Below are 20,932 nucleotides of genomic sequence, written 5' to 3'. Positions count from 1 at the left end.
TTTTATAAGATTTAATGGAGGAAATAACTTGAGTAAAACAATAGCTCTTATAGCTCATGATAAGAAAAAAGATGAGTTAGTTGATTTTGTAAAAAAACATAAAGAATTTTTTATAAATTACAACTTAGTTGGAACAGGAACAACAGGAGGAAGAATTGTCCAAGCTACAGATTTAGAGGTCACTAGATATCTGTCTGGTCCTTTAGGAGGAGACCAACAAATAGGAGCAGATATTGCTTCTGGAAAAATATTAGCTGTATTTTTCTTTAGAGATCCTTTATCAGCAATGCCTCATGAACCAGATGTTCAAGCTCTTATTCGTCTTTGTGATGTCCATAAAGTACCAGTTGCTACAAATTCAAGAACAGCTGAACTTTTAATAGTTGGACTAAAAGAAGAAGCTAATAAGTAAAAATAAAAAGGATTAATGTATTTTATAATAACTATTTATTATAAAAATTACATCAATCCTTTTTTTATATTAAGTTTATTTAAAAGAATTCATTTCCAATAGTAAATTTTTAAAAATTATAAAACTTTCTTTTAAAACACTAGGATTAAAATCAAATTTTGAACTATGTAAAGGATAAATAAACCCTTTTTTTTCATTTTTTACTCCTAATAAAAACATTAATCCTTTATTACCATTTTGTAGATAAAATGAAAAATCTTCAGAACCAGATAATTTAATATTTTTTATAAATTTCTCTTTAGAAATTATCTTTTCAAATTTTCTATATAATTCAGGAGAATTTATTACAGGAGGATAAAAGGGAACAAATGACATTTGGATTTTAACTCCAAAAGCTTTTTCAAATCCCTCATTAATAGAAGTAATTCTTTCTTTTAAAAATTCAATTAATTCAGTATTAAAAAATCTAATTGTTCCTAAAATTTTTACTTCATCAGGGATAACATTTCTTACTTCTCCAGCTTTAAAACTTCCTATAGTCAAAACTATAGGTTCTAAAGGGTCTATATTTCTTGAAACTATTGATTGATAAGCTTCAACAAGTTTTGCTCCAATAAGAATGGAATCAATTCCCTTATGTGGTTGAGCACCATGACAACCTTTTCCAGTAAGAGTTATATCAAAATTTATATTTTGAAAACTCATTGGACCAGAACAAGTAGTTATTTTTCCTTCTTCTAGGTCAGGAGTAACATGAAAAGCAAAAATTCCTTCAAAAGTTTTATTTTTAAAAAATTCAGAATTGGCTATAAATCTAGCTCCACCTTTTCCTTCTTCACCAGATTGGAAGATTAACATAATAGATTTTTTTAAAATTTTACCATTATTAATTTCATTTTGTAACCATTTTGCAAAATAAAGTAAATTAGTAGTATGACCATCATGTCCACAAGCATGCATCATACCATCTATTTTAGATTTATATTCTTTTTCATTTTCTTCTTGTATAGGTAAAGCATCTATATCAGCTCTAAATCCAATCCAATTATCTTCTTCACCATAAAAAATGGCAAGGGTGCTAGTCCCAATTTCTATATATTCTATATTTAAATTTTTTAAAAAATCTCTAATAAATTTAGAAGTTTTATATTCTTCTAATGCAATTTCAGGAATTTTATGTAATTTTGACCTAATATCATAAAAAAATTTTTCCAAAATATCACCTCATACAATATTTTAAATTATTATACTTCTCTATATTTTACTTGTCAATATAACTGATATTTATAAAAAGAATAAAGTTATTAATATACAGAAAAAGTACAGAAATATAAGTATGTTTCAAAACAAAAAAATATTATTGACTAAAAAAATATAACCTAATATAATATTAAAATACACTTAAAATTAAATAAAGGGGAGAGAAATGTTTATTCAACTTTTAATTTTATTATCAATTAATTTTTTAGGTATTTTACTTCAAAAACTTTTTAATTTACCATTACCTGGAACTATTATAGGTATGATAATATTATTTGTTTTACTTTATAAAAAAGTTCTCAATGAAAAAAATATTGGGAATGTGTGTGACCATTTAATTAAAGTTATGATACTATTATTTTTACCAGCAGTAGTTAATTTAATGGAACATTATCATTATTTAAAAACTGATATAATAAAAATAGTAATTTTATTGGTAGTAACTACAGCTCTAACTATGGGAATAACAGGAAAAACTGTTGAATTTTTAATAAAAAAAATGGGAGGAAAATAAAATGGATATAAAATTATTAGATACTCCTTTTTTTGGGATAATTATAAGTTTATTGGCTTTTAATATTGGATTATATATTTTTGAAAAATCAAAAAAATTCCCACTATTAAATCCTTTAGTAACAAGTGGGGCCATAATAATAATATTTATAAAATTATTTAATATTCCATTGAGTTATTATGAAAAAGGCGGAAATATAATAGCTTTCTTTTTAGCTCCAGCTACAGTAGCTTTATCAATGCCACTTTATAGACAGATAAATAAATTAAAAGAGAATTTTTTACCTATAATAATAGGTTCTTTAGTAGGGGCAGTTACTGCAATAATTTCTATAATATTTTTAGGTAAATTATTAGGAATTGATGAAATTTTAATAAAATCCTTTATACCAAAATCTATAACAACACCATTAGGAATGGAATTGAGTGCTTTAATAGGTGGAATCCCTCCTATTACAGTTTTTGCAATAATTTTAACAGGAATAAGTGGAAATGCTATGGCTCCGTATGTATGTAAAATTTTTAGAATAGAACATCCAGTAGCAAAAGGCTTAGGAATTGGAATTTCAAGTCATGCTGTAGGGACAGCAAAGGCTATTGAAATGGGAGAAGTTGAAGGAGCTATGAGTGCTTTATCAATAGTTATAGCTGGAATAATAACTTTCATAGTAGCACCAATATTATTAATACTTATATAAATGGAGGGAAAAGATGGAAATTTACTTTGTTCGTCATGGAGAAACAGAGTGGAATCTAAAAAAAATATTTCAAGGAGTAAAAAATTCTCCTTTAACAAGTTTAGGAAAGGAACAAGCAAGAAAATTAAAAATTAAATTAAATCCTATACAATTTACACATTATTATTCATCACCACTTGGGAGAGCAGTTGAAACTTTAGAAATATTAACAGAAGATAGAAAAGAAAAAAAATTAGAAACAATAGAATATTTTAGAGAGATAGATATGGGAAAAATGGAAGGTGTTCCCAGAGATGAGTTTGAAAAAACTTATCCGACAGAATTTTATAATTTATGGTATAATGGAAAAGAATATGACCCAAGTAAATATAATGGAGAAACTTTTCAAGAAGTATTAACTAGAGTAAAAAAAGGATTAGATTATTTGGAGAAGAATCATAAAGAAAATGATAAAATTTTAATAGTATCTCATGGGATAGCATTAGAAGCTATATTTGCTTGTATAAATAATCAAGGAGTTGAAACTTTTTCTGAAAGACAAGTACCACAAAATACAAGTTTAACAATAGTAGAGTACAAAGATAAAAAATTTAAAATTTTAGATTTTTCAAATACATCACATTTAGATGAAGAAAATTAGGGAGGAATATATGAAATTTACAAAAATGCAAGGGGCTGGTAATGATTTTTTATTAATTGATGGTTTTAAATATAATTTAGAAGAAATTGTACCTAAAATAAAAAATTTATGTGATAGAAGATTTGGAGTAGGTGGAGATGGAATAATGGTAGCTCTACCTAGTGAAACTTGTGATATAAAAATGTTTTACTATAATAGCGATGGTTCTCAAGGAGAAATGTGTGGAAATGGTCTAAGATGTTTTGTAAAATTTGTATATGAAAAAGGAATTGTTCAAAAAGAAAATTTAAAAATTGAAACTTTGGCTGGAGTTCAATATGCTGATTTAATAGTTAGAGACAAAAAAGTAGAATCTATTGAAATAGAAATAGGAAATCCTATTTTTAATCCTAAAGATATACCTGTCAATATAGACGGAGAAGAGGTATTTAATAGAGAAATAGAAATTTTTGGAGAAAAAATAAAATTTTCTACTATTTTTTTAGGAGTTCCTCATACAATTATATTTATGGAAAACGAAAGTCAATATGATATAAATAAAATTGGAAGAGGGATAGAAATACATCCCTTATTTCCTAAGAAAACAAATGTAAATTTTATTTGTGTAAAAGATAGAAAAACAATAAAAATATTTACATGGGAAAGAGGAGCTGGAAGAACTTTAGCTTGTGGAACTGGTTCTTGTTCAGCAGGATTAGTATCTTATAAATTAGGATACACAGAAAAAGAAGCTAAAATAATTACTGAAGGTGGAGATTTATATATAAAAGTTTTAGAAAATGGAGTAAAACTTCGTGGTGGAGCTGAAATTACTTTTGAAGGAGAAGTTGATTTAAAAAAATATTAAAATTTTATAAGAGATTGATAAATTTTAAAAAATAAAATTTTATTAATCTCTTTTTTTATTTGTCAAACTTTTTTGCAAAAAAAAAGTCTATATATAAAGAAAAATAAAAATGACTATTTTAAAGTTTTATTATATAATATAATGAAAAAATTTTTTGAGGTGAATAGATGGAATTACTTCATAGATATACAAAGGATGGATTAAATTTAGTAGGAGCTTATTGGGAGCCTAAAGAAAAAAAAGCCTGTGTTGTTTTTACTCATGGAATGTTTGATAATGTAATTGAAAATAATTTTATAGAATTAATAGGAGAAAATTTATCAAAAGAAGGGTATGGATTTATTTTTGGTCATAATAGAGGTTATGGAGTTATTAATAGTATAATAGTTAGAGACCCTGTAACAAAAAAAGCTGGTAATAAGATAATTGGTTCTACCTATGAAAAATTTGGTGAATCTATTTATGATGTAGATTTATGGATAGAGACAGCAAAAGAATTAGGATATAAAAAGATTATTTTAGCATCTCATAGTTTTGGATGTTTAAAAAATTTATATTATTTATCAAAAAAAGGAATAGAGATTATAGATGGATTAATTCTTATTTCGGCTCCAGATACAGCAGGATTAGTAGGAAGAAGAGAAGAAAGTAAGAAGATGTTTTTAGAGGCAGAACAAAATATAAAAGCTGGAAATTCAAAGAAAATAATGGAAGGAAAAATGTTAAATATATTTCCTATAAGTTCTAGAACTTTTTATACTTTTAGAAAAGGAAGTATTTTAGATATATTTCCTTTAGTTGAGAAACCTAAGAGCTTTGGAATTTTTAGTGATATAAATAAACCAATACTTGTAATTTTAGGAGAAAAGGATAGTGTAATAGTAGATACTCCAGAAAAAGATTTAGAAGAATTAAAGAAAAGAGCTATAGGAACAAATGATTTTTCTAGTAAATTAATATACGGAGCTAGTCACAAATATATAAAAAAAGAGAGGGAATTATCTTTTACTATAGTAGAATGGATGAAAGATAGGTATTAAAAGGAGAAAAATGAAAAATCAATATTTTTATGAAATAGAAAAAAAATATAAAGAAATAAAACCAGATATAGAAAAAAGATTAAAAGAATATAAGGAAATTTGGGAAAAAGGTACTAACGAAGATATACATGCTGAGTTATCATTTTGTATACTTACTCCACAATCTAAAGCTCGTAATGCTTGGAAAGCTATAACTAATATGAGAAATGATGGGGTTTTATTTATAGGAACTCCAGAAGAATTAACTGAATATTTAAATATAGTAAGATTTAAAAATAATAAAGCAAAATATTTAGTTTTATTAAGACAACAAATGACAAATAAAGATGGGAAAATTATAACTAAAGATTTTTTTAAAAGTTTTTCTAGTGTAGCTGAAAGAAGAAATTGGATAGTGGAAAATATAAAAGGTATGTCATGGAAAGAAGCTGGACACTTCTTAAGAAATGTAGGTTTTGGACAAGAAGTGGCAATTTTAGATAGACATATTTTAAAAAACTTAGTTAGATTAGAAGTTATAAATGAAATTCCTAAAACTCTTACCAAAAAATTATATTTTGAAATAGAAGAAAAAATGAAAAAATATTGTGAAGAAGTAGGAATTCCAATGGACAGTTTTGATTTGCTTCTATGGTATTTAGAGGCTGGAGAAATATTCAAATAAAAAAGTGAAATATTTGAAAAAAAATAGAAATCATGATATAATTTTCGAGATTGAAAAAAATTTTTTGGAGGATTAATGAAAAAGAATGCTACTGTTATAACTTATGGTTGCCAGATGAATGTAAATGAAAGTGCAAAAATAAGAAAAATAATGGAAAATTTAGATTATAATATAACTGAAGATATAGAAGGGACAGATGTAGTATTTTTAAATACTTGTACTGTAAGAGAGGGAGCAGCAACTCAAATTTATGGAAAATTAGGAGATTTAAAAAGAGTTAGAGATAAAAGAGGAACTAAAATAATAATAACAGGTTGTTTTGCTCAAGAACAAGGGAAAAAATTATTAGAAAAATTTCCATATATAGATATAATTATGGGAAATCAAAATATAGGAAGAATTCCTGAAGCTCTTGATGAAATAGAGAGTAATAAAAAAGTTAAACATGTAATCTTAACAGAATATGAAGAACAATTACCACCTAGAATAGATGCTGATTTTGATAATAAAATAACAGCTTCAATATCTATTGGTTATGGATGCAATAATTTCTGTACTTATTGTATAGTGCCTTATGTAAGAGGAAGAGAAAGATATGTTCCAATGGCAGAAATTGTAGAGCAAACTAAAGAGTTTGTAAAAAAAGGTTATAAAGAGATTATGTTGTTGGCTCAAAATGTTAATTCTTATGGAAGAGGATTATCGAAAGAGGAAACTTTTGCAAACTTATTACAAAATATTTGTGATATAGAGGGGGATTTTATTGTAAGATTTGTTTCTCCACATCCAAGAGATTTTACAGATGATGTAATAGACGTTATTGCCAAAAATCCTAAAATAGCTAGATGTTTACATATACCTTTACAATCTGGTTCTACTAGAATATTAAAATTAATGAATAGAGGATATACAAAAGAACAATACTTAGCACTTATAGATAAGATAAAAACAAGAATACCAGATATAGCTATAACAACAGATATTATAGTTGGATTCCCACAAGAAACAGAAGAAGACTTTTTAGATACTTTAGATGTAGTAAGAAAATCAAAGTATGATACAGCTTTTATGTTTATGTATTCTATAAGACAAGGAACAAAAGCAGCTGAAATGGATGGACATTTAAGTGATGATATAAAACATGAAAGACTTCAGAGATTAATAGCTCTTCAGACTGAAATTTCTAAAGAGATAAGTGAAACTTATGCTGGAAAGATAGAAAGAGTATTAGTAGAGGGACCAAGTAAGAAAAATAAAAATGTTTTAAGTAGTAGAACTTCTACAAATAAAATAGTTTTATTTGAAGGAGATAAATCTTTAGAGGGTCATTTTGTAGATGTAAAAATAAATGAATGTAAAACATGGACTTTATATGGAGAACTAGTTCAAGAATAAAGGAGAAAAAAATGGAATTTGATAAATTTCTATTGAGAGAGCTTCTTGAAATTTGTAAACAATTAGATATAGAAAATGTATCTGGAAAGAAAAAAAGTGAATTAATCACTTTAATAGAAGAGTATTTTAAAAATTCAGATGATTTTACAATAGCTAGTGGAAAATTAGATATAATGGCTGATGGATATGGATTTTTAAGAGATACAACAGTAGAAGGGAAAAAAGATATTTATATTTCGTTATCACAAATAAAAAAGTTTAAATTAAGACCACAAGATATTATTATAGGTGTAGTGAGAAAACCTAAAGATGATGAAAAAAATTATGCTTTGAGAAAAGTTTTATTTGTTAATAACGAATCTACAGATAAAGCAGAAGCAAGAGTTCCTTTTGAAGAATTAGTACCATACTATCCTACAGAAAAATTGACTTTAGAAACGAACTCTTCTAATATTTCAGGAAGAATAATAGATTTAATTGCTCCAATAGGGAAGGGACAAAGAGGACTTATAGTAGCCCCTCCAAAAGCAGGAAAAACAATTCTTATAAGTACAATAGCAAATTCTATAATTGAAAATTATAAAGATATAGATGTATGGATTTTATTGATAGATGAAAGACCAGAAGAAGTTACTGATATAAGAGAAAATGTAAAAGGGGCTGAAGTATTTTATTCTACTTTTGATGAAGATCCTAAGAATCATATAAAAGTTACTGAAGAAATTATAGAAAGAGCCAAAATAAAAGTAGAAAATGGAGAGGATGTTGTAATTTTAATGGATTCTCTTACTAGATTAGCAAGAGCATATAATATAGTTATTCCTTCTAGCGGAAAATTAATTTCAGGAGGAATTGACCCAAGTGCTTTATATTATCCAAAAAATTTTTTTGGTACAGCTAGAAATATAAAAAATGGAGGAAGTTTAACTATAATTGCGACTGCTTTAATTGATACAGGTAGTAAAATGGATGATATAATTTATGAGGAATTTAAAGGAACTGGAAACATGGAAATTCATTTAGATAGAAGCTTATCAGAACTTAGGATATATCCAGCTATTGATATACAAAAATCAGGAACTAGAAAAGAAGAGCTTTTAATAGAAAAAGAAAAATTACCAGTTATTTGGAATTTTAGAAGATATTTATCAAGTTTAGATAAGGCATCATCAACAAAATACCTTATAAATGAATTAAAAAAAACAAAAAGTAATGAGGAAATGATAGAAAGGTATAAAAAAAGTTTTGATGAAAAGGAGAATAAGGTTTAATGAGAACTAAAAGAAATAACAATTTTTATCAGACAGTAACTTCAGCAAAAACAAAAAAAACTTTAAGAAATAAAGATGCCTTAATTGTTACAGGATTTTTTATTTTAATGAATCTTTTTATTATTAATTTATTTTTAAAGCCATTTAGTAAAGAAGTAGTAAATACTTCAGAATTTACAGAATATTATCAAAAAGAATCTAATAATAATATAGAGGATGTATTTTCTGTTTTAGGAAGAAATTATTTTACAATAAAAAGAAACTATAATTTAAAAACTAAAGAAGTAGAGGAAATACAAATAGAAGATAAAAATGAAAATATTGAAGAAAAAAAAGATATTCCAAAAGATTCTTTTAAAAGTTTTAAAGATGAATTTTATACTAAAAGAGAAAATGATATAGTTGGAAAAATGGAATATACAGTTAAATCTGGAGATAATTTAAGTGAAATAGCAGAAATGTTTTCACAAAGTATTTCAATTATAAGAGAAAATAATCCTAAACTTGGTTCGACAATATATGTTGGACAAAAAATAATTTTATCTACTGTAAATGGAATATTTTATAAAATTAAATCAGGTGATACTTTGTATGATTTAGCTAGTAAATATAAAGTTAATGTTGAAACAATAAGGAAGTATAATAATTTAAAAAATGATATTTTAGTAATAGGGGATGAATTATTTTTAAAAAATCCAGATATAAATTCTTTAAAAAATTTAGGAGAAAAATTTGTGATGCCTGTAAAATATAAAGGAATTACAAGTCCTTATGGAAATAGGTTTCATCCTGTTCTTAAAAGATATATACTTCATTCAGGAGTAGATTTAGTAGCAAGATATGTTCCTGTTTATGCAGCAAAAAGGGGAGAAGTTACTTTTGCTGGTGTAGCAGGAGGATATGGAAATTTAGTAAAAATAAAGCATTCAGATGGATATGAGACAAGATATGCTCATTTAAATAAAATAAATGTAAAAAAAGGACAAAAAATACAGCAAGGACAAATAATAGGGGAAAGTGGAATGACAGGAAGAGTTACAGGACCACATCTTCATTTTGAAGTTAGAAAAAATGGAAAAACTTTAAATCCTATGGAATTTTTAAGAAAATAATTTTATAAAAGAGAGGTATCAAAGAATATAGGTGCCTCTTTTTTATTTGAGAAATTATATTTTTCTATTAACATAAAAAATTAAATAAATGTTTGCAAAAATTTTAAAAAAAATATATAATATTATCTGTATTTTATATGACAAGACATATAAATAAAATTATGTAAACAGGAGAAAGAAATGAGATTAAAGGAATTTTGCAAAAAGAAAGATGTTATATTTAGTACAGAAAGATATTTAATAAGCGCTATGAGTAATATGGCTATGGGGCTTTTTTCTTCTTTATTAGTAGGAACTATTTTAAAAACAATAGGAAGTAAATTTAATATATCATATCTAGTTAATGAGGTAGCTCCTTTAGCTATGAGTATGACAGGAGCGGCTATAGGAGTAGCTATAGCTTATGGATTAAAAGCTCCTAGCTTAGTATTATTTGCTTCAACAATAGTAGGGGCATTTGGAAATAAAGTTGGAGGACCAGTAGGAGCTTTTATAGGAACAATAGTAGGTGTTGAGATAGGAAAATTAATATCAAAAGAAACAAAAATAGATATTATATTAACTCCCTCAATAACAATAATATCAGGAATGTTAGTAGGAGAAATTATAGGGCCAAGTATCTCTAAATTTATGGCTTATTTTGGAAATTTAATAATGATTGCAACAGAATTACAACCATTTTATATGGGAATATTTATATCAGTCTTAGTTGGAATAGCTTTAACATTACCAATAAGTAGTGCTGCTATATGTATGATGTTACAACTTAGTGGATTAGCTGGAGGAGCAGCAACAATTGGATGTTGTTGTCAAATGGTTGGTTTTGCTGTAATGAGTTTTAGAGAAAATAGTTGGGGTGGATTAGCAGCTCAAGGATTAGGAACTTCAATGTTACAAATGAGTAATATTATAAAAAATTGGAAAATTTGGATACCACCAACAATGGCTTCAGCAATTTTAGGACCAGTTTCGACAATAATATTTAAAATGGAGAATAGCCCTATAGGTTCTGGAATGGGAAGTTGTGGTTTTGTAGGACAAATAGCAACAATAGGTACTATGGAAGAAATAGGAAGAGGAGGAGTAAAATTATATTTGACTATACTTTTATTACATTTTATTTTACCAGCGATTTTAACTATAATGATATCCGTAGTAATGAGAAAAAAAGGATTAATAAAAAAAGGAGATTTAAAACTAAATTTATAACAAAAAATGAAAAGGAACCGTCTGGGAAAACGGTTCCAAATCATAAAAATTAATGGGAAAATATTATGATAGATTAATTATAAAGGAGTAATATGTCAGAAATATGTCAATAATAAAAAAATAAATAAAAAAAGAAGCTATTATTGGGGGATAGCTCCTTTTTTATTATAACTAATGGGGAAAATATTATGATGAATTAATTATAAAAGAACAATGTGTCACAAAAATGGCAAACAAAAAATATAAAAATTAAAATAAAAAAGAAGTTGTTTTCATTTTTTGAAAATAACTTCTTTTTTATGATAATTAATTGGGAAAATATTATGATAAATTGATTATATATGTATGTAGTGTCAGAAATATGTCAAGGTAAATTTATAGTATAAACTTTAAATATTGAATTATATATGATAAAATACTTTTGTGTTAATTAATATTTTGAGGTGAATATTTAATGAAAAAAACAAGAGAAATAAAAGTAGGAAATATATATATAGGAGGAGAGAATTCTATTGTAATTCAATCAATGACTAATACTCCGACAGAGGATATAGAAAGAACTATTAATCAGATAAAGGAGTTAGAAAAAGCTGGATGTGAATTAGTAAGAATAACTGTAAATACAGAAAAAGCAGCAGAAGCTATAAAATCTATAAAAGAAAAAATAAATATTCCTTTAGTGGCAGATATACATTTTGATTATAAATTAGCATTGAAAGCTATGGAAAATGGAATTGATAAATTAAGAATAAATCCTGGAAATATTGGTGATGATGAAAAGGTAAAATTAGTTGTAGAAAAAGCAAAAAAACTAAATATTCCTATTAGAATAGGAGTTAATAGTGGCTCTATTGAAAAGAAAATTTTAGAAAAATATGGAAAAGTTACTGCTGATGGAATGGTTGAAAGTGCTATGTATCATATAAAACTTATAGAAAAATATGATTATCATAATATAATAATTTCTTTAAAAGCAAGTAATGTTGGAATGATGGTAGAGGCATATAGAAAAATTTCTAATTTAGTAGATTATCCATTACATTTAGGAGTTACTGAAGCTGGAACAGAATTTCAGGGAAGTATAAAATCAGCTATTGGAATAGGAAGTCTCTTAGTTGATGGGATAGGAAATACTATAAGAGTATCTTTAACAGAAAATCCTGTTGAAGAAATAAAAGTGGCAAAAGAAATATTAAAAGTATTAGGATTGAGAAAAGGAGTAGAAATAATTTCATGTCCTACATGTGGAAGAACTCAAATTGATTTAATAGGGCTTGCTAAACAAGTAGAAAAAGAATTTGGAAATATACAAAAAAATATAAAAATTGCTGTAATGGGTTGTATTGTTAATGGACCAGGGGAATCAAAAGAAGCAGATATAGGAGTTGCTGGTGGAAAAGGAGAGGCTCTTTTATTTAAAAAAGGAGAAATTATAAAAAAAGTAAAAGAAGAAGATATTATTCCTGAATTAAGAAATATGTTAAATGAAATTTTATAATTATTAAACAAAATTAAAAAAAAATTAGTCAAAAGATTAAATTCATAAAAAAAATTGATTTTAGGAGAAAAAAATGAAAATAAAATCAGGGATTTTATTAACAGCTATGTTATTAAGTTTGAGTATATCTGGTTGTAAGGCGCTAGACCCATTTTTGCCAAAAGAGTATAATCAAGAAATTGGATTAGAAAAGCAAGAGGATAGATATTTATTTCAAGTAAATTATGACCCACAATATACAAGACATGTATATTTAGATAATGTTCAAATAAAACCAGGAGTAAAATATTATGTAAAAGAAGGAAAATATTGGTTCAGATATACAGAAGAAGAAAAATACAGAATATCACTTCTATTTTCAAGAGATTCTTTAGATGATGATGATGGTGGAAGTGGTGGATATTATAATGATTATGAGACAGTAAGAAGAATCAATATGACAGAGGATAAAGTTATAGATATTAAAGGTAATAACTGCAGAGTAGAATTTCAAGTAGGAAAAGGATGGAAATAAATAAAACTGAATATAGGGGGAGAGAGATGGATTTTGATCAAATATATGATGAATATTTCGATCGTATTTATTATAAAATCCTAAGCTCAGTAAAAAATGCAGAAGATGCAGAAGATATAACTCAAGAAGTATTTGTGAGTGTATATAAAAATTTATCTAAGTTTAGAGCAGACAGTAAAATTTATACTTGGATATATAGGATAGCTATTAATAAAACTTATGATTTCTTTAGAAAGAAAAAAATAGATTTAGAGTTGAATGAAGAGATACTGAATATAGAAGATGGAACAGATTTAAATAGCCCTATGATTATTCAAGAAAATTTAAAAAAACTAAGTAAAGAAGAGAGAGAAATATTATTATTGAAAGATGTTTATGGATATAAATTAAGAGAAATATCTGAGCTTAAAGGGAGAAATATATCAACAATAAAATCTATATATTATAAAGCTTTAAAAAATTTAGAGGAGGAATAAAATGTCACCTAAAGAGAGAGTAAGAGTAAATATATATAAAACACTATTAAAGGAAGAACAACAAAAAAATAAAAGAAAATCATATTTAACTATGTCAGTTTTTATAATAGGAATATTTGCAGGTTCTATTTATAATTTTATTCCTTCTAAAGAAACAAGTGTTAATACTATTGGAGAATATGCAAATATATCTACATATAAAAATTTAGATATAAGAAATAGAAATACTAATGATATTATAGATAATTATTTTAATGTTAATAATATTCAAGATAGAGCAGAATTAAAAACAGATGAGTATTTTGCTGTGAATATGCAATCTTAGTGGAGGCAAAAAATGTTAAAAAGAAGTGTATTGACATTATTTTTTATAATTGGAACTTTAGTTTTTTCAGAAGATAATCTTGAAAGTTTAGGAATGATTACTGAAAAGGACTTTGCTAAAGTGGGAGTAAAAAGAGAAAATATAATAAAAGCAAAAGAAATAATAAATAATTCTAGAAACAAGTATAATTATCTTATTTTAGATAAAAAAAGTAAAGAGTTAGAGATAAACAAATATCTTATAACAGGAATAGAAAAAAATTGGGATAAAGTTTATAAACTAATAGATGAAATAGGAGATATTGAAGCAGAAATTTTAAAAGATAAAATAAGAGCTCAATATGAAGCCCAACAATGTATAACTCAAGAGCAATATTTAAAAGCTAGGGAAATAGCTATTCAAAGATTGCAAACAGCTAATGAAAACAAACACTCAAATAAAAAATAAAGAAATTTTATTGACTGAAGAGAATAACTATGATATAATTATTAAGCCGTGAAAATTAATGGAGGTTCATAGCATAAAGATATCGAATCGTGTCAGGTCTGGAAGGAAGCAGCACTAAGGTATTTTTGTGGGTGTGGATTCAAAGTTAATTTCGCGGTATTAAAGAAATATATTTAGGAGAGGGAAACTTCTCCTTTTTTTTATAAGTTTAGAGGTGTGAAAATGTATAAAATTTTAAGTGGGGAAGATATAGTAAAATATAGTGATACTTTTAAAAGGTTAGAAAAATTTAAAAGTAATTTAAATGATGCTGAGTGTATTGTATTAGAGGATAAATCTGAAAAAATAGGATATATATCAGCTTGGAAAAAAGAAAAAAGTTACTTAATAGAAAATATTTTTATAAGAGAAGAAGATAGATATAAATCAAGTGGAACTAAATTGATAGATTTTTTTATAAATCATAGTAAAAAAAATAATAAAGAAGTTATAGAATATACAGGAGAAGAGCCTAAAATAAAATCTTTTTTAAAAAAATATGGTTTTAAATATGATGGAGAAAAATTATTTTACAATTTAAAAAAAGATTCAAGAAAAAAAGATGGAATAGTAGTTGTTTTAGGTTCTATTATTTTCAATATTTTTCTAGCGATAATTAAAATATTTGGAGGATTAAAAGGGAAATCAAATGCCTTAGTAGCTGATGGATTTAATTCATTATCAGATGTAATAAGTTCTATGGCAATTCTTTTGGGGATACATTTTAGTAATATGCCAAAAGATGAAAAACATCCTTATGGACATGAAAAAATAGAAAGTGTAATTGGAATAATGGTAGGATTATTTGTAGTAATAACAGGAATAGAGATAGGAAAGGATTCTATTTTTAAAATTATTTCAAAAGATTATTCTTATATTCCTGAATTTTCTACAATTTATTTAGCTATTATTTCAATAATTGTAAAATATGGAATGTATTTTTATAAAATGAAAATAGGAAAAGCAACTAAAAATTCTGCTTTAATAGCAGATGCTAGAGACAGTAGAAGTGATGTATTTTCTTCAACAGGAGTAATTATAGGAATATTATTATCTATATATATTTCTCCAATATTTGATATTATAGTTAGTATAATAGTAGCTCTTCTTATATTAAAAGAGGGAATTAGTACAATATTAGAAGTTTCAGATGTTATTTTAGACAAACAAGAAAATGAATTTATAAAAGAAATTGAAGATTATCTTTCCACAAATACTCAAGTAAAAAATGTTCATGAGATATATATGAGAAGGTCAGGAGATAAAATCTTTCTAAGTTTTCATATAAGAGTTGATAAAAACATGACAGTATATGAAGCACATAATCTTTCTGATGATTTAGAGGAATCTTTGATGACTGATTTTAAAGAAATAAAAGAAGTGATGATACATATAGATTATTTCATTGAGTAAGGAGTTAATAATGAGTATATTAGATGCATTAAATGAACAACAGAAAAAAGCTGGAGAAAAAATAGATGGACCTGTGCTAATATTAGCAGGGGCAGGTTCAGGAAAAACTAGAACAATTACCTATAGAATAGCTTATATGATATTAGAGAAAGGAGTATCTCCATATTCTATTTTAGCAGTAACATTTACAAATAAAGCAGCTAAAGAAATGAAAGAAAGGGTTGAAAGTTTAATAGGTGAAGATGGGAAAAAAGTAATGCTTTCTACATTTCATTCTTTTGGATTAAAACTTTTGAGAATATATGGAAATAAAATAGGATATAATTCTAATTTTACTATTTATGATGTTGATGACCAAAAAAGAGTTATAAAATCAATATTAAAAACTTTAGTAGTAGAAGATAAAGATTTGACAGAAGGAAAAATAGCTTCAATAATTTCAAGATTAAAAGAAGATGGGAAAAATCCAGATGAATATTTAAAAGAAAATACTTATGATAGTAATTACAAAGTTATTTATGAAGTTTATAATAGATATGATAAAGAATTAAAAAATAATAATGGAATGGATTTTTCAGATATATTAGTAAATACAAATAAACTTTTAGACAACTCAGAGATATTAGATAAAGTTCAAGATAAATTTAAGTATATAATGGTAGATGAATATCAAGATACAAATAATATTCAATATCAAATAGTGAACAAAATTGCTAAAAAATATAGAAATATTTGTGTTGTTGGTGATGAAAATCAAAGTATATATGGATTTAGAGGGGCAAATATTCAAAATATATTAGATTTTGAAAAAGATTATAAAGATGCTACTGTTATAAAGTTAGAAGAAAATTATCGTTCAACAAAAGTAATATTAGAAGCAGCAAATACAATCATAAGAAATAATAAAAGTTCTAAAAATAAAAATTTATGGACAAAAAGAGCTACTGGAAATAGAATTTTATTAAAAGCTTGTGAAAATGGTAGACAAGAAGTTAATTTTGTAATGGATGAAATTAAAAAATTAAAATCATCTGGAAAAAGATATAATGATTTTACAGTTCTATATAGAACAAATGCTCAATCAAGATTATTTGAAGAGGGATTTTTGAGAGAAGGAATACCTTATAAAATTTTTGGAGGAATTCAATTCTATCAAAGAGCAGAGATAAAAGACATACTAGGATATTTATCTGTAATAAACAATCAAATGGATGGGATAAATTTAGATAGAATAATCAATGTACCTAAAAGAAAAATTGGAGATAAAACTGTAGAAAAAATAAAAACTTATGCTTTAGAAAATAGTTTAACTTATTTTGAAAGTTTAAAAGAAATAGAAAAAATAGAAGGAATAGGAAAAACTACTGTAGAAAAAATAAAAGAGTTTACTAAGATATTAGATGTTTTAATAGAAGATAGTATGGAACTTCCTGTATCAGAATTATTTAATGAGTTAATTCAATTAACAGAGTATAAAAAATATTTAGAAACAAATTACGAGGACTATGATACAAGAATTGAAAATATAGAAGAATTAAGAAATTCAATATTTGAATTAGAAAAAATTATTGATAACTTAACACTGAGAGAATATTTAGAAAATGTATCTCTTGTAAGTGCTACTGATGACTTAGATGAAGAGAAAGAGTATGTTAAATTAATGACAATCCATAATTCAAAAGGATTGGAGTTCCCTGTGGTATTTTTAGTTGGATTAGAAGATGAAGTATTTCCTAATACAACAAAAGTTATAATAGATAATGAACAATTAGAAGAAGAAAGAAGAATTTGTTATGTAGCAATAACAAGAGCAGAAGAAAGACTATTTTTATCTTTTGCTTCCCAAAGATATAATTATGGAAAAGAACAATTTATGACTCCTTCTAGATTTATAAAAGAAATACCAGAAGATTTAATAGAAAGGGCAGTAGAAATACATAGTAAAATGGAAAAAAGTGTTGATGAAAAAATTTATGAAAAAATAGGTAAAAAATCAATTAATACTTTTGAAAATACAAAAGAATTAAAAAAATCTATAGAAAATATTAAAAATAGTCCGTATAATATAGGTGATAAAGTTACTCATATAAAATTTGGATTAGGAAAAGTAACAAGAATTACAGAGAAAAAAATAACAGTACAATTTGTAGATGGAGAAAAAGATATAGCTTTAATATTAGCTAGTAAATTTTTAAAGAAATAGGAGGAAAAATGAAAAGAAAAACTCTTAAAAATGAAATGTTTTATGAGGGAATAGGACTTCATAAAGGAAAAAATATAAAACTTCATTTAATTCCTAGTGAAAATGGAGGAATTGTTTTTAAAAGAACAGATTTAGAAGAGGGAAAAAATCTTATAAGTCTTGATATAGAAAATACTTTTGATTTAACAAGAGGAACTAATTTAAAAAATGAATACGGAGCAGCTGTTTATACTATAGAACATTTTTTATCAGCTCTATATGTCTTAGGAATAACAGATTTAATAGTAGAGTTAGGTGATAATGAATTACCAATTTGTGATGGAAGTGCTAGAGTTTTCATTGAGGAAATTGAAAAAATCGGAATAAAAGAATTAGAAGAAGATATAGAAGAAATTATTGTAAAAGAACCTATATATTTATCAAAAGAGGATAAACATATAGTAGCTTTACCCTATGATGGATATAAATTAACTTATACAATAAAATTTAATCATACTTATTTAAAAACTCAAATGTTAGAAACTGAAATAAATTTAGAAAATTATAAAAAAGAAATAGGAAATGCAAGAACTTTTGGCTTTGATTATGAAATAGAATATTTGAAAAAGAATAATTTAGCTTTAGGTGGAACTTTAGACAATGCTATTGTTATTCAAAAAGATGGAGTTATGAATCCAAGTGGCTTAAGATATGAGGATGAATTTGTAAGACATAAAATGTTAGATATTATTGGAGATTTAAAAATATTAAATAAACCAATAAAAGCTCATATAATAGCAATAAAAGCTGGTCATGCTTTAGATATTGAATTTGCTAATATTTTAAAAAATTTAAAATAAAAAAATAAAAAATATACAAAAAAAACAGTATATATAGTATAATAAAGCTAAGAAAAAAGTTGGAGGTAAATTGATGTTAACAGTAACAGAAATAATGGAAAGAATACCACATAGATATCCATTTTTATTAGTGGATAGAATTATAGATATTGATAGAGAAAATAGTACAGTAATAGGACTTAAAAATGTTACAATAAATGAAGCTTGTTTTCAAGGGCATTTTCCAGGACACCCAATATTACCAGGAGTATTAACAGTAGAGGGAATAGCTCAAGCTCTAGGAGTTTTAGTATTTGAGTTAGCAGGAGAAGATGGAAAAAATAAAGTTCCATATTTTGCAGCTTTAGAAGAGGTAAAATTCAAAGCTCCAGTGAGACCTGGTGACCAATTAATATATGAGGCAAAAATATTAAAACAAAAAAGAAATATAATAAAAGCCGAAGGTGTAGCAAAAGTAGATGGTAAAGTTGTAACTGAAGTTAAATTTACTTTTAGTATAATGGATAAATAATTGTGAATGGGGGAATTAATGTGGTAGAAATACACAGTACTTCAATAATAGAAGATGGAGCAATTATAGGAGATAATGTAAAGATAGGACCATTTTGTATAATTGGAAAAGATGTAAAAATAGGAAATGGAACAACTATACAATCTCATGTAGTAATAGAAGGAATAACTGAAATTGGAGAAAATAATACTATTTATTCTTTTGCTTCAATAGGAAAAGCTTCACAAGATTTAAAATATAAGGGAGAACCAACAAAAACTATAATAGGAAATAATAATACTATTAGAGAATTTGTTACTATTCATAGAGGAACAGATGATAAATGGGAAACAAGAATAGGAAATAATAATTTATTAATGGCCTATGTCCATGTAGCTCATGATGTAATAATAGGAGATAATTGTATATTTTCTAATAATGCTACTTTAGCAGGACATGTAGAAATAGGAAATTGGGCAATAGTAGGAGGTCTTACAGGAGTTCATCAATTTTGTAAAATAGGGGATCATGCAATGGTAGGAGGAGCTTCAGCTGTAACTCAAGATATTTGTCCATTTATATTAGCTGATGGGAATAAAGCTATTCCAGTAGGTCTTAATACAGTAGGTCTTAGAAGAAGAGGATTTAGTGATGAGGAACTATTGGATTTAAAAAGAGCTTATAAAATATTATTTAGAAAAGGTTTACCTTTAAAAGAAGCACTAAGTCAGTTAGAAGAAACATATAGTGAAAGTAAAAATGTAATGACAATGGTCAATTTTATAAAACAAAGTAGTCGGGGGATATCAAAATAATGGAGAGAATAGGGGTAATAGTTGGAAATGGAAAACTTCCTTTTTCAATTATGAGAGAGATAGAACATCATAATAATATAGAAATGTTCCCTATTGGACTTTTTGATACAGTAGATGAAAATGTAAAAAAACATATTAATTTTAAAAATTTTAATATAGGAGAAGTAGGAAATATAACTAAATATCTTATAAAAAATAAAATATTTAAAGTTATTATGTTAGGAAAAGTAGAAAAAGAGTTAATTTTTAAAAATGTAAAATTTGATAAATTTGGAGAGGAACTTCTTGATAATCTTCCTGATAGGAAAGATGAGACTCTCCTTTTTGGAGTCATAGCATTTTTAAAATTAAATGGAATAAAAGTTATTCCCCAAAACTTTTTTTTAAAGAAAGTAATGTTTGAAAATAAATGTTATACGATGATAAAACCTAATTCAGAAGATTTATATACTATAAAATTAGGAAAAGAAGCAGCGAAAGCATTAAGTGAAGTAGACGCAGGACAAACAGTAATTTGTAAAAATTCTTCAGTAATAGCTTTAGAAGGTATAGAAGGAACAGACAAAACTATACTAAGAGGCGGAGAATTAGGTGGAGAAAATTGTATAATGGTAAAAATGGCAAGACCTCAACAAGATATGAGAGTGGATATTCCCACAATAGGAATAGAAACAATAAAAACTTTAGTAAAAATAAAAGCTAGAGGAGTAGTTGGGGAGGCTGGAAAGATGATTTTTACAGAGCAAGATGAGGCAATAAAATTAGCTGATGAAAATGGTATTTTTATTGTTGGAATAAAATAATAAGAGGTA

The 20,932-nt window shown here is 25.7% G+C and carries 23 protein-coding genes and 1 other RNA gene; 23 read left to right on the top strand and 1 reads right to left on the bottom strand.

The window, feature by feature from the left end:
* The first annotated feature begins 28 nt into the window (after positions 1-28).
* Positions 29-412: a methylglyoxal synthase gene (gene mgsA / locus HF862_RS02530; RefSeq protein WP_170186358.1), complete on the top strand. Its 384-nt coding sequence runs from the start codon at positions 29-31 to the stop codon at positions 410-412.
* A gap of 75 nt (positions 413-487) precedes the next feature.
* Here the strand turns inward: mgsA and HF862_RS02525 are convergent, their stop codons facing one another.
* Positions 488-1,627 carry a M20 family metallopeptidase gene (locus HF862_RS02525; protein WP_170186357.1) on the bottom strand — a complete coding sequence of 380 codons (1,140 nt, stop codon included), beginning with the start codon at positions 1,625-1,627 and terminating at the stop codon, positions 488-490.
* A 211-nt stretch (positions 1,628-1,838) separates the two neighbouring features.
* On the opposite strand from HF862_RS02525, the gene HF862_RS02520 reads away from it, so the two are divergent.
* The 22 genes from HF862_RS02520 to HF862_RS02415 all read left to right on the top strand — a co-directional run bounded on the left by HF862_RS02520 (position 1,839) and on the right by HF862_RS02415 (position 20,923).
* On the top strand, positions 1,839-2,186 hold the full coding sequence (locus tag HF862_RS02520; RefSeq protein ID WP_170186356.1) for a CidA/LrgA family protein: 348 nt from the start codon (positions 1,839-1,841) through the stop codon (positions 2,184-2,186).
* A 1-nt stretch (position 2,187) separates the two neighbouring features.
* On the top strand, positions 2,188-2,883 hold the full coding sequence (locus tag HF862_RS02515) for an LrgB family protein (protein WP_170186355.1): 696 nt from the start codon (positions 2,188-2,190) through the stop codon (positions 2,881-2,883).
* A 13-nt stretch (positions 2,884-2,896) separates the two neighbouring features.
* The gene (locus HF862_RS02510; protein ID WP_170186354.1) at positions 2,897-3,523 is read left to right on the top strand and encodes a histidine phosphatase family protein; all 627 of its coding nucleotides are present in this window, start codon (positions 2,897-2,899) and stop codon (positions 3,521-3,523) included.
* Between the two features lie 10 nt (positions 3,524-3,533).
* Entirely contained in the window at positions 3,534-4,370 is an 837-nt protein-coding gene (dapF, locus tag HF862_RS02505) for a diaminopimelate epimerase (RefSeq protein WP_170186353.1), read from the top strand.
* Between the two features lie 167 nt (positions 4,371-4,537).
* Positions 4,538-5,410 (top strand): alpha/beta hydrolase, encoded by an 873-nt coding sequence (locus HF862_RS02500; protein ID WP_170186352.1) that lies wholly within the window; start codon positions 4,538-4,540, stop codon positions 5,408-5,410.
* A gap of 10 nt (positions 5,411-5,420) precedes the next feature.
* Positions 5,421-6,074 carry an N-glycosylase/DNA lyase gene (locus HF862_RS02495; RefSeq protein WP_170186351.1) on the top strand — a complete coding sequence of 218 codons (654 nt, stop codon included), beginning with the start codon at positions 5,421-5,423 and terminating at the stop codon, positions 6,072-6,074.
* A 75-nt stretch (positions 6,075-6,149) separates the two neighbouring features.
* Positions 6,150-7,469, top strand: coding sequence for a tRNA (N6-isopentenyl adenosine(37)-C2)-methylthiotransferase MiaB (gene miaB / locus HF862_RS02490; RefSeq protein ID WP_170186350.1), 1,320 nt, complete (start codon positions 6,150-6,152; stop codon positions 7,467-7,469).
* Positions 7,470-7,480: 11 nt separating this feature from the next.
* Entirely contained in the window at positions 7,481-8,740 is a 1,260-nt protein-coding gene (gene rho / locus HF862_RS02485; protein WP_170186349.1) for a transcription termination factor Rho, read from the top strand.
* Positions 8,740-9,852, top strand: a complete 1,113-nt coding sequence (locus HF862_RS02480) for a peptidoglycan DD-metalloendopeptidase family protein (protein ID WP_170186348.1) — start codon at positions 8,740-8,742, stop codon at positions 9,850-9,852. Before rho ends, HF862_RS02480 begins: the two co-directional genes overlap by 1 nt.
* 180 nt (positions 9,853-10,032) lie before the next feature.
* Complete coding sequence (locus HF862_RS02475) at positions 10,033-11,061, top strand: PTS transporter subunit IIC (protein WP_170186347.1); 1,029 nt, start codon at positions 10,033-10,035, stop codon at positions 11,059-11,061.
* A 454-nt stretch (positions 11,062-11,515) separates the two neighbouring features.
* Positions 11,516-12,559 (top strand): flavodoxin-dependent (E)-4-hydroxy-3-methylbut-2-enyl-diphosphate synthase, encoded by a 1,044-nt coding sequence (gene ispG / locus HF862_RS02470; RefSeq protein WP_170186346.1) that lies wholly within the window; start codon positions 11,516-11,518, stop codon positions 12,557-12,559.
* A 73-nt stretch (positions 12,560-12,632) separates the two neighbouring features.
* Positions 12,633-13,073 carry a hypothetical protein gene (locus HF862_RS02465; protein WP_170186345.1) on the top strand — a complete coding sequence of 147 codons (441 nt, stop codon included), beginning with the start codon at positions 12,633-12,635 and terminating at the stop codon, positions 13,071-13,073.
* Positions 13,074-13,099: 26 nt separating this feature from the next.
* Positions 13,100-13,549, top strand: coding sequence for an RNA polymerase sigma factor (locus HF862_RS02460; protein WP_027127846.1), 450 nt, complete (start codon positions 13,100-13,102; stop codon positions 13,547-13,549).
* Between the two features lies 1 nt (position 13,550).
* Positions 13,551-13,874, top strand: coding sequence for a hypothetical protein (locus HF862_RS02455; RefSeq protein ID WP_170186344.1), 324 nt, complete (start codon positions 13,551-13,553; stop codon positions 13,872-13,874).
* Positions 13,875-13,886: 12 nt separating this feature from the next.
* Complete coding sequence (locus HF862_RS02450; protein ID WP_170186343.1) at positions 13,887-14,321, top strand: hypothetical protein; 435 nt, start codon at positions 13,887-13,889, stop codon at positions 14,319-14,321.
* Between the two features lie 60 nt (positions 14,322-14,381).
* Positions 14,382-14,468, top strand: an RNA gene (ffs, locus tag HF862_RS02445) — signal recognition particle sRNA small type.
* Positions 14,469-14,543: 75 nt separating this feature from the next.
* Positions 14,544-15,773: a cation diffusion facilitator family transporter gene (locus HF862_RS02440; protein WP_170186342.1), complete on the top strand. Its 1,230-nt coding sequence runs from the start codon at positions 14,544-14,546 to the stop codon at positions 15,771-15,773.
* Positions 15,774-15,783: 10 nt separating this feature from the next.
* A complete protein-coding gene (locus HF862_RS02435) occupies positions 15,784-17,976 on the top strand; it encodes an ATP-dependent helicase (protein ID WP_170186341.1) in 2,193 nt (730 codons plus the stop codon).
* Positions 17,977-17,984: 8 nt separating this feature from the next.
* Positions 17,985-18,815 (top strand): UDP-3-O-acyl-N-acetylglucosamine deacetylase, encoded by an 831-nt coding sequence (gene lpxC, locus HF862_RS02430; protein WP_170186340.1) that lies wholly within the window; start codon positions 17,985-17,987, stop codon positions 18,813-18,815.
* Between the two features lie 73 nt (positions 18,816-18,888).
* Positions 18,889-19,326 carry a 3-hydroxyacyl-ACP dehydratase FabZ gene (gene fabZ / locus HF862_RS02425; RefSeq protein ID WP_170186339.1) on the top strand — a complete coding sequence of 146 codons (438 nt, stop codon included), beginning with the start codon at positions 18,889-18,891 and terminating at the stop codon, positions 19,324-19,326.
* A gap of 20 nt (positions 19,327-19,346) precedes the next feature.
* Positions 19,347-20,120 carry an acyl-ACP--UDP-N-acetylglucosamine O-acyltransferase gene (lpxA, locus tag HF862_RS02420; RefSeq protein ID WP_170186338.1) on the top strand — a complete coding sequence of 258 codons (774 nt, stop codon included), beginning with the start codon at positions 19,347-19,349 and terminating at the stop codon, positions 20,118-20,120.
* The gene (locus tag HF862_RS02415; RefSeq protein ID WP_170186337.1) at positions 20,120-20,923 is read left to right on the top strand and encodes an LpxI family protein; all 804 of its coding nucleotides are present in this window, start codon (positions 20,120-20,122) and stop codon (positions 20,921-20,923) included. The genes lpxA and HF862_RS02415 overlap by 1 nt, the downstream gene beginning before the upstream one ends.
* The last annotated feature ends 9 nt before the right edge of the window (positions 20,924-20,932 follow it).

This window comes from Fusobacterium sp. FSA-380-WT-3A, assembly GCF_012843705.1.
In the GTDB taxonomy this organism is placed as follows: Bacteria; Fusobacteriota; Fusobacteriia; order Fusobacteriales; family Fusobacteriaceae; genus Fusobacterium_B.
The sequence above is the reverse complement of the archived record's forward strand: the minus strand, read 5'-3'. Positions and strand labels throughout refer to the sequence as shown.

What these genes read in the sequence shown, in the direction of transcription:
- HF862_RS02520 (WP_170186356.1), top strand. Translation starts at nt 1,839, where the DNA reads ATGTTTATTCAACTTTTAATTTTATTATCAATTAATTTTTTAGGTATT.
- HF862_RS02515 (WP_170186355.1), top strand. Translation starts at nt 2,188, where the DNA reads ATGGATATAAAATTATTAGATACTCCTTTTTTTGGGATAATTATAAGT.
- HF862_RS02510 (WP_170186354.1), top strand. Translation starts at nt 2,897, where the DNA reads ATGGAAATTTACTTTGTTCGTCATGGAGAAACAGAGTGGAATCTAAAA.
- dapF (WP_170186353.1), top strand. Translation starts at nt 3,534, where the DNA reads ATGAAATTTACAAAAATGCAAGGGGCTGGTAATGATTTTTTATTAATT.
- HF862_RS02500 (WP_170186352.1), top strand. Translation starts at nt 4,538, where the DNA reads ATGGAATTACTTCATAGATATACAAAGGATGGATTAAATTTAGTAGGA.
- HF862_RS02495 (WP_170186351.1), top strand. Translation starts at nt 5,421, where the DNA reads ATGAAAAATCAATATTTTTATGAAATAGAAAAAAAATATAAAGAAATA.
- miaB (WP_170186350.1), top strand. Translation starts at nt 6,150, where the DNA reads ATGAAAAAGAATGCTACTGTTATAACTTATGGTTGCCAGATGAATGTA.
- rho (WP_170186349.1), top strand. Translation starts at nt 7,481, where the DNA reads ATGGAATTTGATAAATTTCTATTGAGAGAGCTTCTTGAAATTTGTAAA.
- HF862_RS02480 (WP_170186348.1), top strand. Translation starts at nt 8,740, where the DNA reads ATGAGAACTAAAAGAAATAACAATTTTTATCAGACAGTAACTTCAGCA.
- HF862_RS02475 (WP_170186347.1), top strand. Translation starts at nt 10,033, where the DNA reads ATGAGATTAAAGGAATTTTGCAAAAAGAAAGATGTTATATTTAGTACA.
- ispG (WP_170186346.1), top strand. Translation starts at nt 11,516, where the DNA reads ATGAAAAAAACAAGAGAAATAAAAGTAGGAAATATATATATAGGAGGA.
- HF862_RS02465 (WP_170186345.1), top strand. Translation starts at nt 12,633, where the DNA reads ATGAAAATAAAATCAGGGATTTTATTAACAGCTATGTTATTAAGTTTG.
- HF862_RS02460 (WP_027127846.1), top strand. Translation starts at nt 13,100, where the DNA reads ATGGATTTTGATCAAATATATGATGAATATTTCGATCGTATTTATTAT.
- HF862_RS02455 (WP_170186344.1), top strand. Translation starts at nt 13,551, where the DNA reads ATGTCACCTAAAGAGAGAGTAAGAGTAAATATATATAAAACACTATTA.
- HF862_RS02450 (WP_170186343.1), top strand. Translation starts at nt 13,887, where the DNA reads ATGTTAAAAAGAAGTGTATTGACATTATTTTTTATAATTGGAACTTTA.
- HF862_RS02440 (WP_170186342.1), top strand. Translation starts at nt 14,544, where the DNA reads ATGTATAAAATTTTAAGTGGGGAAGATATAGTAAAATATAGTGATACT.
- HF862_RS02435 (WP_170186341.1), top strand. Translation starts at nt 15,784, where the DNA reads ATGAGTATATTAGATGCATTAAATGAACAACAGAAAAAAGCTGGAGAA.
- lpxC (WP_170186340.1), top strand. Translation starts at nt 17,985, where the DNA reads ATGAAAAGAAAAACTCTTAAAAATGAAATGTTTTATGAGGGAATAGGA.
- fabZ (WP_170186339.1), top strand. Translation starts at nt 18,889, where the DNA reads ATGTTAACAGTAACAGAAATAATGGAAAGAATACCACATAGATATCCA.
- HF862_RS02415 (WP_170186337.1), top strand. Translation starts at nt 20,120, where the DNA reads ATGGAGAGAATAGGGGTAATAGTTGGAAATGGAAAACTTCCTTTTTCA.